This window comes from Psychrobacter immobilis (genome assembly GCF_904846065.1).
Classification (GTDB): Bacteria; Pseudomonadota; Gammaproteobacteria; order Pseudomonadales; family Moraxellaceae; genus Psychrobacter; species Psychrobacter immobilis_H.
On sequence record NZ_CAJGZV010000001.1, the window covers coordinates 2,872,405 to 2,887,199 of the forward strand.

Sequence of the window (14,795 nt, forward strand, 5' to 3'; positions counted from 1 at the left end):
ATGTCTGACCCATCGCCAGCTACTAAACCTAGCTGGCGTTTTGGTGACCTATCGGCTGCAGAACTTATGCCGCTGCTACAGCAGTATTTAATCGCACAAGATACTGAGGCAAACTGGCAGTTGGTTTGGCTCAACAATGATGGCCGACCGGTGATTGGCTTATTGCCAAAAGTAAGCTGGTCTGTTTATGATTGCGCTGAAAACACGCCAGATTCGAACGAACAAGCAACCCTTTATCAAGTCACAAAAACCTATCGTGACGCCGTTCACAATGATATCACTCATATGAGTTATAGCGACTGGCAAGATGAATTAATCAGTTATAGTCAAACTTATGAGACTGATAATGAAAACTCAGAATCAGTAAGCGATTTAAATGAAAAACCAAGTTATCATCATGGTTTGATAGGTTTTATTGGTTATGATATTGCGGCTCATGAGCTAAGTCCAGCCGCCAAAATTGAGCGAGCAGCACAGCCTTGTGCCGTATTAGGACATTATGATATTTACCTAGCACCTGAGGAAAATCATGGCAACACAGGTTGGGAATTAACGATAAAGGCAACTGCTAACGACTCTGAAAGCGACTTTAATAATCAGCAAAAAAATAAAATAATCACGGCACTTGTCTCTTATTTAGATATAGTAGATAAAAAGCTGGCTGATGACTGTCTCAATAAAACGCAACTGACAGCATCATCAACGCCTGCTCCTTTAGTGTTAAAATCACGATGGCGCAAACAAGACTATCGACAAGCATTCAATCAAACCCAAAAATATCTACAGCAAGGCGACTGTTATCAAATCAACCTAACCCAAGAATGGCAAGGTTTTTTTGATCATAACCCTAGCGATAATAGCGCTTTGCCGATGCTGATTGATTACTTACCTGCTTTACATCGTAATACCCGAGCACCTTTTGCTGGATACTTAGCGGTTAATCCCTTTAACCGTGAAATCAAAGATAATGCGTCCCAGCATCCGTTTGAATTATTGAGCTGCTCGCCTGAGTTGTTTTTTACATTTACCAAAGATATGGATACTGGCAAGCACCATATCATCACTAAGCCCATCAAAGGGACCATGCCGCGCAGCACCAATATTCAACAAGACCATGCTTATAAACAGCGACTGACTGATAGTGAAAAGGATCGCGCCGAAAATGTGATGATTGTCGATTTATTGCGTAATGACTTGGGTAAATATGCCAAGATAGGCAGCGTGAAAGTGCCGCAGTTATTCGCGATTGAGAGTTTTAGCAATGTGCACCATATGGTCAGCACCATTACCGCAGAATTACAGACGGACACTCACCCACTCGCCGTTTTATTTGGTAGTTTGCCTGCTGGCTCAATTACTGGCACACCAAAAAAGCGAGCGGTTGAAATTATATCTGAACTAGAAACTGCGCCGCGCGGTGCTTATTGCGGCACATTGGGCTATATGAATTTTGATGGTAGTGGTCAATGGAATGTACTCATTCGTACGCTGCAAGCTAACACTTCATCGCATAATGAGTTGGATAAAAAAAGACATATTAGCTTATGGGCAGGCGGTGGTATCACTGTCGCCTCTGATTGCGATGCTGAATACCAAGAATGTTTGGATAAAGTCGGTAATCTATTAAGCGTTTTAACTCAAGAAAATATCCACAAATACCCTTAAGATTGTTCTAAAAACGTGACTAGATAAATTCGTCAAAAAGCCTGCTCAACATAATGTTGGCAGGCTTTTTATCAATATAAGCATCGTCATTCAATTATTAACTGTCAAAATCGCGAACCAGATATTAATCAGCAATGATTTCAGCCTCTTTTTGCAACGTCTGTAAAGCATCTATCAAGCGGCTGTTTTGCTCTGCTGTACCAGTAGTGATACGCAAATACTCATTGATGCGTGGCTTGTCAAAATGACGGACGATGATGCCTTGCTCACGTAACGCATTCGCTACCGTATTAGCATTACCATCTTTAGGGCGGGCAAAGACAAAGTTGGCATGCGATGGCAACACATCAAAACCTAACGCTGTCAGCTCTGCTGTTAGAGATTGGCGTAAGTCAATGACTTGCTGACAGGTCTGGGTAAAATACTCAACATCCAATACACTGGCAGTCGCCCCTACTTGCGCCAGCTTATCCAGTGGATAGCTATTAAAGCTGTTTTTCATACGGGTTAAGGCTTCAATCAATGAGGCATTACCAAAAGCCATACCAACGCGCAATCCAGCAAGCGAACGTGACTTGGAAAAAGTTTGGGTCACAAGAATGTTGTCAAACTCATTGATTAAGCTCACTGCTGAAATTTCTGCATCTGAGCTACCGTCAGCTGCCCGCGCAAAATCAATATAAGCCTCATCAATTACAATCACTGAGTTTGAGTGCTCACTAGCCAGCTTACGAATATCGGCAAGCGATAATAGCAGTCCAGTTGGGGCATTTGGATTGGCAATGATGATGCCGCTACAAGGCTGGCGATAAGCATCAGGATCAATACTAAAATCTTCTTCCAAGGCGATTTGTACCAGCTCGATACCAAAGGTCTGCGCATAGACTGGATAGAAGCTATAGCTAATATCAGGTGCTAAAACAGGGCGCTCTTTTAGGAAAAAGCTGGCAAATACTAGCGCCAATACTTCATCAGAGCCATTGCCAACAAACACTTGGTTGATATCAATATCATAGAGTTGTGCCAATGCGGCACGCAAATCATCAGACTCAGGCGCTGGATATAAACGCAGATCATCCGCTTGCTGCTCTAGGACTTTTGCGATTGCCTCGCCTACTTTCGGTGACGGCGGGAATGGGTTTTCATTGGTATTTAATTTGCATAAATTTTCATGCTGAGGCTGCTCACCAGGAACGTAAGGTGACAAATTACGCGCTTTAGATGACCAAAGTCTGGTGTCTATCTTTAACTCACTCATAAGTTATCCTACTATTAGCCACATAAATTATTAAATATAAATCTCAAAAGTACAATTCAAAAGTAATCATTAAGCCACGTTACTGATAACGATAACGGGCTGAACGCGCATGGGCTTCTAAGTCCTCACGTTGCGCTAAAATATCTGCGGTCTCAGCCAATGGCTTACTACCGGCTTCAGTACAATAAATAATAGAGGATTTCTTTTGGAAATCATAAACACCAAGCGGTGAAGAGAAACGCGCGGTGCCAGAGGTTGGCAACACATGATTGGGTCCTGCACAGTAGTCACCAATCGCCTCAGGCGTGTGACGTCCCATGAAAATAGCACCTGCATGACGAATATCGTTGAGTAGCGTATCAGGATGATCAACTGACAACTCTAAATGTTCAGGGGCAACCCGATTAATCACCGCCATACCTTCCACGCGGTCTTTGACTACAATAAGTGCGCCACGGTTTTTTAGTGAATCGCGGGCGATATCGGCTTTTGGCAACTCTGCCAGCGCTTTTTCAATTTCAGCCGCGACGTCTGCAAGCTGCTGTTCACTGGTCGTGACAAAGATAGCTTGAGCGATACGGTCATGTTCAGCTTGTGACAATAAATCCATCGCCAACCAATCGGCGCGATCTTGCGCCTCGCCTTCTGCATAGACCAATACTTCAGAGGGACCAGCGATCATATCAATCCCAACTTGACCAAATACCGCGCGCTTTGCCGCTGCAACATATTTATTACCAGGGCCAGTGATTTTATCCACCGCTGGAATCGTTTCGGTACCATACGCCAAGGCAGCAACCGCTTGCGCACCGCCGATGGTAAAGACACGATCGACTTGTGCCAAATGCGCTGCTGCTAACACCAATGGATTGAGCACGCCTTTTGGCGCTGGCACTACCATGATGACCTCTTTAACACCCGCCACTTTGGCAGGAATGGCATTCATCAATACAGAAGATGGATAAGAGGCCAAACCACCAGGGACATAGATGCCTACTCGATCAAGTGCGGTGACTTTTTGACCCAAGCGATTACCAAGCTCATCTTCATACTGCCAAGTCTCTTGTACTTGGCGCTCATGAAAGGCCTGCACACGCGTTGCTGCGGTGGTCAATGCCAATTTTACTGTATCATCAAGATTCGCAAACGCTTCAGCAAGCGCCTCTTTAGACAGCTCTAGCTCTTGCATTGTCGTCGCTGGATGCTGATCGAATTGCTGGGTTAACGCCAGTACGACGCGATCGCCATCATGCCGAACTTGCGCGATGATATCATCAACAGTCTTAAGTAAATCAGCATCATTGACGGTTTCAAAGGCAAGTAACTCTGTCAATTGACTGTCAAAATCGGCATCTTGGGTACTTAGTTGGCGCATGACTTAATCCTATATCTGAGCATAAAAAACTGCTGAAAATTAGCGATGTAAAAATGAGGGGTATTGAGTATTAATAATAATTGTGATGGCTGATATACCAGCTTCTATATATTTAGTTTGTTCAGATTATACTAACCTCATACTTTCTGGCAAGCAAATACAACAAAACCAGTTTAGCACGCTATATCTATCTTATAGCGCTAAACTGGTTTAAAAATTTGTATGACAATGCTTAAGATTACCAATGATTAGTATCGTTTGATAAAGCATTGATTCATTAGGAATTAATTTATGAAGCGCTGGCAATACTGTTTTTGAAGCTATCTAAAATCGGCTCAAGTAACGCAAATTTACGCTTGTAGCTCACTTGATTGACGATAAGGCGTGAGGACACATCGCAAATATGATCGCGTGCTTCAAGACCGTTGGCGCGCAACGTATTACCTGTATCAACCACATCGACGATCAAATCACCCAATCCGACCAACGGCGCAAGCTCCATAGAGCCATACAGTTTAATCACATCCACTTGCTGACCTTGGCTGGCAAAGTAAGCGCGGGCAACATTGACGTATTTGGTCGCAATACGTAGGCGACGATTGGGTAGCGGCGCATCTTTTACGCCAGCAGTCATGAGCTTACACTGAGCAATTTGCAAATCAAGTAACTCGTAGACATGGTTGGCACCATGCTCAAGCAACACATCTTTACCCGCCACTCCAAAGTCAGCCGCGCCATGTTCAACGTAGGTTGGCACATCACTGGCACGCAAAATCAATACACGCACATTGGGGTTTGAGGTTGGAAAAATAAGTTTGCGTGAGGCTTCAGGATCTTCTAATAACTCAACACCAGCTGCGCGTAGCAGTGGCATGGTCTCTTCTAGAATACGACCTTTTGATAAGGCCAGTGTTAATCCTGAAAACTCATCATTTACTTCATTTAATAAACCATCATTTGGTAGGCTATTGCTTGCTTCAGTCATAATGACATCGTGTCCATGTGCAGTTAACACCCCCGCTGAAGGGGGCTTTTAGTGGTAGGTTACTAATAATGGTAGATTGCTAAGCTATTCATATCAATGCCAATCGTATCAATCATTTAGGTCATGGATTTGATAAGCAAATCGATATTAGTCATTAGTATTGATACGTTCGATATTGACCCCAAGCGCACGCAGCTTTTCTTCGACATGCTCATAGCCACGATCGATATGATAAATGCGGTCGATTAAACTTTCACCTTCAGCAGTTGCCGCTGCCATCACCAATGACATAGACGCACGTAAATCAGTCGCCATCACAGGGGCAGCGGTGAAGTTTTCGACGCCTTTTACTACGGCCGTATGACCATCTACTTGGATAGAAGCACCTAGACGATTAAGCTCAGGGACATGCATGTAGCGGTTTTCAAAAATATTTTCGATAAAGGTACTCGTACCATCCGCCAAACACGCAATAGCCATGACCTGCGCTTGCATATCGGTTGGGAAACCTGGATGCGGCTGAGTACGGATATCAACCGCTTTAGGGCGACCTTTCATCTGCGCACGAATCCAACCATCACCAGTGGTAATAATGGCACCCATGTCTTCGAATTTTTCTAACACAGGTGTTAGTAATAGCGCAGAGGTGTTTTTAGTCAACACATCGCCACGCGTCATGAGTGCGCCAGCAAGGTAAGAGCCTGTTTCGATGCGGTCTGGCACCACTGAATACTCACAACCGTGTAAGCGCTCAACGCCTTCGATGGTCATGATTGAGGTGCCGATACCACTTATTTTAGCGCCCATCGCAACCAACATATTGGCCAAATCAACGACTTCTGGCTCAAGGGCACAATTACCTAAGACGGTCGTACCTTTGGCAAGTGCAGCTGCCATAATGACGTTTTCAGTACCGCCCACGGTAATCATATCAAAAGAGTAGTTACAACCAATCAGCTTACCGCCTTTTGGCGCTTGTGCTTTTACGTAACCATTTTCGACACTAATTTCAGCACCCATCGCCTCAAAGGCTTTTAGGTGTTGGTCAACAGGACGTGAACCAATGGCACAGCCGCCAGGCAATGACACTTCTGCCTCACCAAAACGTGCTAGCAATGGTCCAAGCACTAAAATTGAGGCACGCATGGTCTTTACTAAATCATACGGTGCATAGAAATTATCGATATTTTTGGTATCGCAGGTGACAGTATCGTCCTGCTTTTGGATTTTGATACCCATGCCACCGATCAATTCAATCAACGTCCGCACATCTTGTAACGATGGCACATTGTGCAATGTCGTTGGCGTCTCGGCCAATATCATAGCGGCAAGTAACGGCAAAGCAGCATTTTTGGCACCTGAGATAGTAACTTCCCCTGCGATACGACTACTACCAGTGATTAAAAATTGATCCATAGAAGTGACAACCTAACGATGAGTATTAAAAATAGTGAAAATCAGACCAATCACACCCAGCCAACATAATAGCCAGTCTAATAAGCCCAATCATATGTATAACGGTCTAGCCTTTGGATTGAACTTCCCATTCAACAGGCGTCAGCGCTTGAATATTGAGCGCATGAATATCGCCACTGGCGATCTTATCATTGACTAATGCATAAATCGCCTGCTGACGTTGCACGGCACGCTTACCTTCAAAACTGGCATCAACCACGCGTACATCAAACTTATTACCTTGATTGGCAGCTTGAATAAAAGCGTCTGGGAAGTGAGTCTGTAAAAATGCAATCAAATCATCAGCGTTCATGCTCATAAAATATCCTGTTGATAATGGTAAAAAATGATTTTATTTTGAATGCGGGTATTATAACAAGAGTTTAAGCATCTTACAGTACTGTCTTACGCAACTGCACCTAACTTCTGATTGCCGTCCATTATTTGAGCATTTTATCCAAGTACGTCAGTACTTGCGCGCGTACATCATTGACCCAACGTAGCGGCGGTGCCATCGCACCAATACTGGTCGCATGACTGGCACCTTTTATTTCACCGTTTTCTACGGTGACGCCCGCCTCTTGCAACGCTTTGGTCATTTTAATCGTATTGGTCGCATACACCACTTTGTCTTTTTCGGCAGTCAACAATAAATACGGGGGCTGCTCGCCTTTGATTTGACGGTCTGGCATGACCTCGTCTGGCGTAGCATCAGCAGCAAAGGCGGTGGCGCTATCAAATTTACGGAAGTCGTAACTATAAGGACCAGCAATACCCACGACCGCGGTAATATCCTTTGGCTTAATACCATAAGGCGCTAAAAAATCTTCATTGGCGACCGCTGCAACCGCGTTAAATGCACCAGCAGAATGTCCAATTACCGCTAAGCGTTTAGGATCAGCATGTAGGCTCGGAGCATTATTGATACTCCAAGCAATCGCTTGCGCCGTATCTTTGACATAATCAGGGTACACATGCTCAGGCGCTTTACGATAATTAATTACGGCGGTGACATAACCTGCTTGCGCCAAACTCTGACCGACAAAGGCATACTGTTCTTTATTACCACTCTCCCATGAGCCACCGTGGACAAACACCACCATCGGATAGCTATCATTAATCGCACCATCATTGATGGCGCTTTGGACTTTCATCGCTTGTGCTAATGGCTTGGGATAATAAATATCCAAATCTTGATCGGGCTCATCACCATAGAGAATGTTTTTGCTGACGCCAACGCCGCCACTAGCAGTAATGCCATTGACGATAGCCAGTGGCGATAAGGCTTGCGCATTCTGGGTGACTAGGGCAACGCTACCCAGTGCTAAGGCGGCGACACCTGTGAATTTTAGAATGCCTACTTTGCTAGCAGTATTATTAATCATGCTTTCATTATTTATTTTTTGACGGCTTTTATTATATTCTAAGCGCTTGTTTGCATCCTTCATTGCCAGTATCCCTATTATATTTATACATGGATCAAAAGTAATAGCGTTGAGACAGCCGTCTTATCGAATAAGCATTAGGGTCTGTCTTGTCTATTCTTCGCTTTTTATATCTTACTGGCTGGCTCAAACGTTCTCGTGTTTTTCCTGTTAACCGTGTTTAGGTTTCTTGTCATTAAACACGGTTTAAACTGACGGGGCAAATAGCTTACGCTACAAGCTATTTAGCCACTGTTTTTTTGTTTTATTAATAAATAACAGCTGTATTTTAGAACACTTTTTACGGATCTTGATACAGGTCTATATAGGGGCTTGATGACGGTTGCTCAACGGTTGTGCCATCTTCGGTCACGACGATAGGAGTCGATGTGCCAACGGACGCTGGCGCTTCAGAATTATTAACGCTAGCAGCAGCTACCCCGTCCACAACGACTGGTGCTGAAGCAGGATTTACCAAGTTATTTTCAGACATAATGTCGTCTTTACTTATCTTTACGCCCCTGTCATCAACGACGGTCGTCAGCAGCACCAGCTCAGTCACACCAACGGTGCTATTGGCGATATCGATTAGGTGACTCTGCTGAGTCGGTGTCATACGTCCCATAATATAAACCACACCATCATTGGTCACGGCTTTGATCTGTGAGGCTTTGACACCATCACTCGCGGCTACTTTTGCCAGCAGCTTTGAGGTGATATAGCCATCATGAACCGTCGAGCTATAGCCTTTAGACGCGCTGACGTTTAGCTCATTATAGACATGGCGCACATCTGGCATAGAGCTGACGACTTTTTCGACTTCTACTTTGATGGCCTCAGTGGGTACTTCGCCTGTCAATAACACTTCACTATTAAAGCTATCAATACCCATACGACTGGTTTGTTGCAGGTCTTCTTTTAACCCATAAACATTGATTTTGACGGTATGTTCGATACTGCGATCCAGTAGTCTCTGCGGAATGGTACGCTCTGTCATCGGTACACCATACGTACCTTCTGTACTGTTGGTCAAATAATTGGTGGTACAGCCCGTAGTGACGATGCTGGTGATTAGCATAACGCCTATCGCGGTGCGGCGTGATGAGCCAAAAATAGCAGTGCGCAAATGCATCCGTGTCATGATTTACCTCTTAGAACATGAGTGTGACGATCGTATAAAGTCAATTGATTGAGCCAGTTTTAATCTAATAACATTTGTTTTGACAACTGTTAATTCAGTTAATAACAACTTAGCTACTTTACTTAATTTTTACTATCAGCGGTTAGGTTTTTGGTAACGCTCACTCGATGATAAGTACTTACTACCTTCTAGTTGGGTAGCTTTTGCATCCTAATATCACGTATCTACTATAAAAGCACTTTTGAGCCATTGTGGTTGATTTTCTACATTTTGACCACTGGTCTTAAGATGAGTACCTACCGTATCATAAGCGATGACATCGAACCGACAGTCATAATCCTCATACTCAGGATGCTGTTGCAAAAAATATTGCGCCGTTTTAATCACTTTACGTTGTTTGCTTGCCGTCACGCTCAGTGCAGCACCACCAAAACCTGAACGCTGCCGTTGACGCACTTCAATGAATACCAGTGTCGAGCATGCTGAACCTGTCTCCAGCATAATCAAATCCAGCTCACCCACTTTGACCTGCTGCCAATTTTGGGCAATCAAAATCAATCCTTGCGATTGTAAAAACTCACACGCCTGCTGCTCGAATAGACTGCCTTGGCGCTGCTTTGGTGAAGTGAGGCTCAAAGGTTTATGACTGCACATAAGGTCGATAGGTCTGGTTAACATTTCAGAATTATCATAGCACATCATGCTAAACTAGCCACTTTCGCGTGCAGATGCTGGTATGGTGTTTTATGCTTTGCTTAAGTTCTATTTTTGACCAGTTTTGTCAGTCAGCGCGCCACATCATATTTTAATTCCCGCTTTTAATACTCCGAGGTTTTCATGTCTAGCCCTACCGCGATGCCAGCTTGTCTATATATCGTTGCCACGCCAATTGGCAATATGAGCGATATGACGCCGCATGCCATTGATGTTTTAAAGCAAGTCGCCATCATTGCCTGTGAAGACACCCGTACCTCAGGTAAGCTATTGTCGCATTTTGGCATTGATACCAAAGGCAGTAAAGCCGACGACGAAAAAGAGTCAGAAGCTCCTAACACTAAAAATAATACCGATAATAACGTGACAGACGCTGATACCGCGACCAAGCAAAAAGGTCATAACAAGCTTTGGGCATACCATGAGCACAATAGTGCCATTCAAACACCCAAAATTATCGAGATGATCGAGCAAGGTCATTCGGTTGCTTTGATTAGTGATGCCGGTACGCCACTCATCAGTGATCCAGGTTATCAACTGGTACAGGCCGCTCATGCCGCAGGCGTTAGAGTCTCTCCTATCATTGGTGCCTCTGCTGCCATTGCCGCACTGTCAGTCGCAGGATTGCCCTCAGACCGCTTTAGCTTTATTGGGTTTTTACCTGCCAAAACCCACGGTCGCCAAAAGCAATTAGCAGCATTAAACTCACGTACCGAAACGCTGATATTTTATGAAGCGCCGCATCGTATTATCGCCAGTTTAGAAGACATGGCGGCGGTATTTGGCGCAGATCGTGAAGTCACTTTTTGCCGTGAATTGACTAAGACCTTTGAGACTGTCCATAAAAGCACCCTTGGGGATTTGGTGGAATTTGTCAAAGCTGATGACAATCAACAGCGCGGTGAGATAGTCGTGGTCGTCGCTGGCGTGAATGTGGCGCAGGATGCCGATGACATCAGTATTCATGATAAATTATTGCAGCGCTTGCTTGAAGACTTATCGGTTAAAAAAGCCGCTGCATTGGGCGCTGATATCACTGGCGTCAAAAAGAATGCGCTATATCAGCGCTTACTTGAGCTACAAGCTGAATAATTTTTGAATATTAATATTAAAAACAGTTATAAACCCATTGAGGAGAAGTGAGCAATGTACAATGTAATGGCGATAGGCAACGCATTGGTTGACCATGAATATGTATTGTCAGATGCGGCGCTAGAAGAGACTGATTTGACCAAAGGCAATATGACGCTGGCAGGTATCGACGAGCAACAGCAATTATTGGCGTATTTTAAACTGGCAGAAATTGCACCATCAAAGCAGGCTGGTGGTGGCTCAGCGGCTAATACGATGTATACCTTTGCCAGTTTAGGCGGCAAGCCATTTTATGCCTGCCGCGTTGGTGACGATCAACAAGGCGAGTTTTACCTAAAAGACTTACATGAAGCAGGTGTTGCAACTTCAGAGAAATCTATCCATGCAGGCGGAGTAACGGGTTCATGTGTGGTCGCAGTGACTGAAGATGGCGAGCGCACCATGCAAACTTATCTCGGCACTTCAAGCGAAATCACCGCAGAAAATGTCGATTTTGATGCGCTGACACAAGCTGACTGGCTATATATAGAAGGCTACTTGGCCATGACTGAGAGTATTCAGCCTGCTATGACTCAGTTGCGTCAACAAGCAGGGATTCATTCTGCAAAAATTGCCGTAAGTTTTGCTGATCCTGCCGTGGTGAAGTTTGCCAAAGACGGTTTACTCAATATGCTGGGCAATAAAGTGGCAGTGATATTCTGTAATAGTGAGGAAGCCAAACTCTTTACGGACAAAAAACAAGTCAAGGCAGCCGCACGCGCACTGCTTGAGTATTGCCAGACGGCAGTCGTCACTGATGGTGCCAATGGTGCAACGATCGCCCATAAAGCTGATGATAAATCAGAGATTGAGATTTATGAAGTTGCTACACCAATCGTTACTAATGTCATTGATACCAACGGTGCCGGTGATAATTACGCAGGAGCATTTTTATACGCGTTGTCGCAGCACTATAGCTTGCCTGAATGTGGTCGTCTTGCCAGCGAAGTGGCGGCGCAGGTGATTCAACAGTTTGGACCACGATTGGCCTCACAAGATTATAGAGATATTGCAAAGCGTGTACTATCTGCTTAACTTATAAAAATCTGTCATTGCCGATAATAAAAAAGCCCATATCGATTGATATGGGCTTTTTTATTATTAATTATGAGACAAATTATTCAGTTCACATTGCTCAGTTCAATAAAAAGCGTTTAATACTAAGCCGAGGCTAATGCTTGCGCAAGATCCGCTTTGATATCTTCGATGTGCTCGATACCAATTGATAAACGAACCATATCAGTACTTACACCTGCATTTTCGAGCTCTTGCTCATTGAGCTGGCGATGGGTCGTTGTCGCTGGATGACAGGCTAGTGATTTGGCATCACCGATATTGACCAAACGAGTAATCAGCTGCAGCGCATCGATAAAGCGCGCACCTGCTTCCAAGCCACCTTTTACCCCAAAGGTCAAAATAGCAGATGGCGTGCCTTTCATATACTTCTTAGCAAGCTCATGCTCAGGATGATCCGGTAAACCCGCATACTTTACCCAAGCAACCTTGTCATGGTCACGCAGATATTCCGCAACGGCTTGCGCGTTCTGTACATGGCGCTCCATACGTAGACTCAATGTCTCCATACCCTGCAAAATACCAAAAGCATTGAGCGGGCTAAGTGCCGCGCCAGTATTACGCAGCGGTGCCACACGAGCACGAGCGATAAAGGCTGCTGCACCGACATCTTTGACAAAGTTCACACCGTGATAACTATGATCTGGCGTGTTCAATAAGGGAAAACGCTCAGGATAGTCGCCCCATGCGAATTTACCACTATCGACAATCGCCCCACCAATCGACGTACCCGTACCACTCATATATTTGGTCAATGAATGAATCACGATATCCGCACCAAACTCAAAAGGACGACATAATGCAGGCGTGGCAACCGTACTATCAATCACGACTGGCACACCATATTCATGTGCGATATCACTCAGCGCTTGAATATCAACGATGTTACCTAATGGATTACCGATACTTTCTGCAAAGACCATCTTAGTCTTATCATCAATCAAATCACGAATCGCCTCAGGATTTTTGTGATCAAAAAAGCGGACTTCTATACCTTGACGCGGCAACGCATGGGCAAACAAATTGTAAGTACCACCATACAAGGTCGACACAGCAACGATATTGTCACCCGCCTCACAGATGGTTTGAATCGCATAAGTGATGGCTGCCATGCCAGATGCTACGGCAAGCGCACCGATACCGCCTTCGAGCGCCGCGACGCGCTCCTCCAACACGGCATTGGTCGGGTTCATGATACGGGTATAGATATTGCCTGCAACTTTTAGATCAAACAAATCAGCACCATGCTGAGTGTTATCAAAGGCGTACGAGCTAGTGTGATAAATAGGCACTGCGACCGCTTTGGTCGTTGGCTCAACGCTATAACCGGCATGAATCGCCAAGGTTTCAAGACGTTGAGGCGTCTCTGATTTTTGGGCTGTTTGCTGGGCTGCTTGTTCGTCACTCATCATATATTCCTTTATTTCGATAAAAGTTATTAATCAATACATGACTAATCAACAAATTATTAATCAACAATATGTCACTGAAAATTCAGCTAAAAAACAATCTACCAAATCATAGCAATAAAAAAAGCCAAGTTCATCAAAACTTGGCTTTTTAATTAAAATAACTCTTCAGACATTAATTAACGCTTTGGCTTTTACTGAGATTTCTATTTATAGTAAGCGTTTTCGGTACGGGTATGATCGGTTTCATCAATCACTTGGGTCAGCTCTGGAATTTGTTGTTTCAGCTGCACTTCAACGCCTTGACGTAAGGTCATATCAACGGCTGAACAGCCTTGGCAACCACCACCAAACTTCAATACCGCAGTCAGACCAACGCCTTCTTCATCAATCAGTTCAAGCAGTTGTACGTCGCCACCATGCGCCGCTAAGCCGGGATTAATCTCTGACTGCAATACGTAGTTGATACGCTCTTCGACACTGGCATCCGCACCCACTTTAGGTACTTTAGAATTTGGCGCGCGGAAGGTCAGCTGACCACCAAAACGGTCTTTATTATAATCAATCACCGCATCTTCTAAATAAGGAACAGACGCCGCTTCGATAAAGGCAGAAAAGCTTTCATACGTAAAACGCAGGTCAGCGCTATCCTCTTCGCCCGGTTGGTTATAAGCCATACAGCACTCTGCACGCGGCGTACCTGGATGCTCAACGAAAATACGCACGCCGATACCATCGGTATCCTGCTTGGATAACAAATCTGCTAAGTAGCTTTGGGCTGACTCAGTAATAGTAATATTGCTCTTTGCTACAGTTTGCTCAGTATCTAGCGCTGATTCATAGTCTGCTGACTGGTCTAGTTGGCTCTCAGCTTGGTTGTGCTCACTCATAATATGTCCTATGCGTTATGACACAAACGCTATATCTGTCATGGCTACTGTGTCGTGAATTTAAAATTAGGTAGCGGGTATAAGTTATGCGGGTTATCAATCATTACGGTCTGTTGTCTTAAAATGCGGACTGCCGTTGTTATAACATTTTGCTCAATTTATAGCAGCTATTATAACGTACTCAGACGACAATTCCGACTGCGCTACTGTGAATTAAACCAAAATGCTCATAAATGACTGCTATCGGTTTTATCAATGCTTTATTAACAATGAC

General features: G+C 44.4%; 13 protein-coding genes. 3 read left to right on the forward strand and 10 right to left on the reverse strand.

Annotated elements, in window-relative coordinates:
- Window positions 1–1,665, forward strand: a complete 1,665-nt coding sequence (locus tag JMW64_RS11925) for an anthranilate synthase component I family protein (RefSeq protein ID WP_227694209.1) — start codon at window positions 1–3, stop codon at window positions 1,663–1,665.
- A gap of 124 nt (window positions 1,666–1,789) precedes the next feature.
- Here JMW64_RS11925 and hisC read toward each other — a convergent pair whose 3' ends face one another.
- The 8 genes from hisC to JMW64_RS11965 form a co-directional block, all read right to left on the reverse strand.
- The gene (gene hisC / locus JMW64_RS11930) at window positions 1,790–2,923 is read right to left on the reverse strand and encodes a histidinol-phosphate transaminase (RefSeq protein ID WP_201554844.1); all 1,134 of its coding nucleotides are present in this window, start codon (window positions 2,921–2,923) and stop codon (window positions 1,790–1,792) included.
- Window positions 2,924–3,002: 79 nt separating this feature from the next.
- Window positions 3,003–4,298, reverse strand: coding sequence for a histidinol dehydrogenase (gene hisD / locus JMW64_RS11935; RefSeq protein WP_201554845.1), 1,296 nt, complete (start codon window positions 4,296–4,298; stop codon window positions 3,003–3,005).
- 289 nt (window positions 4,299–4,587) lie between these two features.
- Complete coding sequence (gene hisG, locus JMW64_RS11940) at window positions 4,588–5,283, reverse strand: ATP phosphoribosyltransferase (RefSeq protein ID WP_045447985.1); 696 nt, start codon at window positions 5,281–5,283, stop codon at window positions 4,588–4,590.
- A 147-nt stretch (window positions 5,284–5,430) separates the two neighbouring features.
- Window positions 5,431–6,699: a UDP-N-acetylglucosamine 1-carboxyvinyltransferase gene (gene murA, locus JMW64_RS11945; protein WP_201540651.1), complete on the reverse strand. Its 1,269-nt coding sequence runs from the start codon at window positions 6,697–6,699 to the stop codon at window positions 5,431–5,433.
- A gap of 106 nt (window positions 6,700–6,805) precedes the next feature.
- Entirely contained in the window at window positions 6,806–7,051 is a 246-nt protein-coding gene (locus JMW64_RS11950) for a BolA/IbaG family iron-sulfur metabolism protein (protein ID WP_201555144.1), read from the reverse strand.
- Between the two features lie 127 nt (window positions 7,052–7,178).
- Window positions 7,179–8,186, reverse strand: a complete 1,008-nt coding sequence (locus JMW64_RS11955) for an alpha/beta hydrolase (RefSeq protein ID WP_227694211.1) — start codon at window positions 8,184–8,186, stop codon at window positions 7,179–7,181.
- Window positions 8,187–8,463: 277 nt separating this feature from the next.
- Window positions 8,464–9,303: a BON domain-containing protein gene (locus tag JMW64_RS11960; protein ID WP_201554846.1), complete on the reverse strand. Its 840-nt coding sequence runs from the start codon at window positions 9,301–9,303 to the stop codon at window positions 8,464–8,466.
- A 216-nt stretch (window positions 9,304–9,519) separates the two neighbouring features.
- On the reverse strand, window positions 9,520–10,005 hold the full coding sequence (locus JMW64_RS11965; protein ID WP_201554848.1) for a YraN family protein: 486 nt from the start codon (window positions 10,003–10,005) through the stop codon (window positions 9,520–9,522).
- Window positions 10,006–10,140: 135 nt separating this feature from the next.
- Between JMW64_RS11965 and rsmI the strand changes: the two genes are divergently transcribed.
- Both rsmI and JMW64_RS11975 read left to right on the forward strand, forming a co-directional pair.
- Window positions 10,141–11,109 carry a 16S rRNA (cytidine(1402)-2'-O)-methyltransferase gene (gene rsmI / locus JMW64_RS11970; protein WP_201554849.1) on the forward strand — a complete coding sequence of 323 codons (969 nt, stop codon included), beginning with the start codon at window positions 10,141–10,143 and terminating at the stop codon, window positions 11,107–11,109.
- A 54-nt stretch (window positions 11,110–11,163) separates the two neighbouring features.
- Window positions 11,164–12,183, forward strand: a complete 1,020-nt coding sequence (locus JMW64_RS11975; protein WP_201554850.1) for an adenosine kinase — start codon at window positions 11,164–11,166, stop codon at window positions 12,181–12,183.
- Between the two features lie 125 nt (window positions 12,184–12,308).
- On the opposite strand, the gene JMW64_RS11980 is transcribed toward JMW64_RS11975, so the two are convergent.
- Together JMW64_RS11980 and nfuA are read right to left on the reverse strand one after the other, a co-directional pair.
- The gene (locus JMW64_RS11980; RefSeq protein WP_201502561.1) at window positions 12,309–13,631 is read right to left on the reverse strand and encodes an O-acetylhomoserine aminocarboxypropyltransferase/cysteine synthase family protein; all 1,323 of its coding nucleotides are present in this window, start codon (window positions 13,629–13,631) and stop codon (window positions 12,309–12,311) included.
- 206 nt (window positions 13,632–13,837) lie between these two features.
- Entirely contained in the window at window positions 13,838–14,521 is a 684-nt protein-coding gene (nfuA, locus tag JMW64_RS11985) for a Fe-S biogenesis protein NfuA (protein WP_198330258.1), read from the reverse strand.
- Between the last annotated feature and the right edge of the window lie 274 nt (window positions 14,522–14,795).

Excerpts from the sequence above, each read along its gene's own strand:
- JMW64_RS11925 (WP_227694209.1), top strand. The coding sequence starts at position 1 with ATGTCTGACCCATCGCCAGCTACTAAACCTAGCTGGCGTTTTGGTGAC.
- hisC (WP_201554844.1), bottom strand. The coding sequence starts at position 2,923 with ATGAGTGAGTTAAAGATAGACACCAGACTTTGGTCATCTAAAGCGCGT.
- hisD (WP_201554845.1), bottom strand. The coding sequence starts at position 4,298 with ATGCGCCAACTAAGTACCCAAGATGCCGATTTTGACAGTCAATTGACA.
- hisG (WP_045447985.1), bottom strand. The coding sequence starts at position 5,283 with ATGACTGAAGCAAGCAATAGCCTACCAAATGATGGTTTATTAAATGAA.
- murA (WP_201540651.1), bottom strand. The coding sequence starts at position 6,699 with ATGGATCAATTTTTAATCACTGGTAGTAGTCGTATCGCAGGGGAAGTT.
- JMW64_RS11950 (WP_201555144.1), bottom strand. The coding sequence starts at position 7,051 with ATGAACGCTGATGATTTGATTGCATTTTTACAGACTCACTTCCCAGAC.
- JMW64_RS11955 (WP_227694211.1), bottom strand. The coding sequence starts at position 8,186 with ATGAAGGATGCAAACAAGCGCTTAGAATATAATAAAAGCCGTCAAAAA.
- JMW64_RS11960 (WP_201554846.1), bottom strand. The coding sequence starts at position 9,303 with ATGACACGGATGCATTTGCGCACTGCTATTTTTGGCTCATCACGCCGC.
- JMW64_RS11965 (WP_201554848.1), bottom strand. The coding sequence starts at position 10,005 with ATGATGTGCTATGATAATTCTGAAATGTTAACCAGACCTATCGACCTT.
- rsmI (WP_201554849.1), top strand. The coding sequence starts at position 10,141 with ATGTCTAGCCCTACCGCGATGCCAGCTTGTCTATATATCGTTGCCACG.
- JMW64_RS11975 (WP_201554850.1), top strand. The coding sequence starts at position 11,164 with ATGTACAATGTAATGGCGATAGGCAACGCATTGGTTGACCATGAATAT.
- JMW64_RS11980 (WP_201502561.1), bottom strand. The coding sequence starts at position 13,631 with ATGAGTGACGAACAAGCAGCCCAGCAAACAGCCCAAAAATCAGAGACG.
- nfuA (WP_198330258.1), bottom strand. The coding sequence starts at position 14,521 with ATGAGTGAGCACAACCAAGCTGAGAGCCAACTAGACCAGTCAGCAGAC.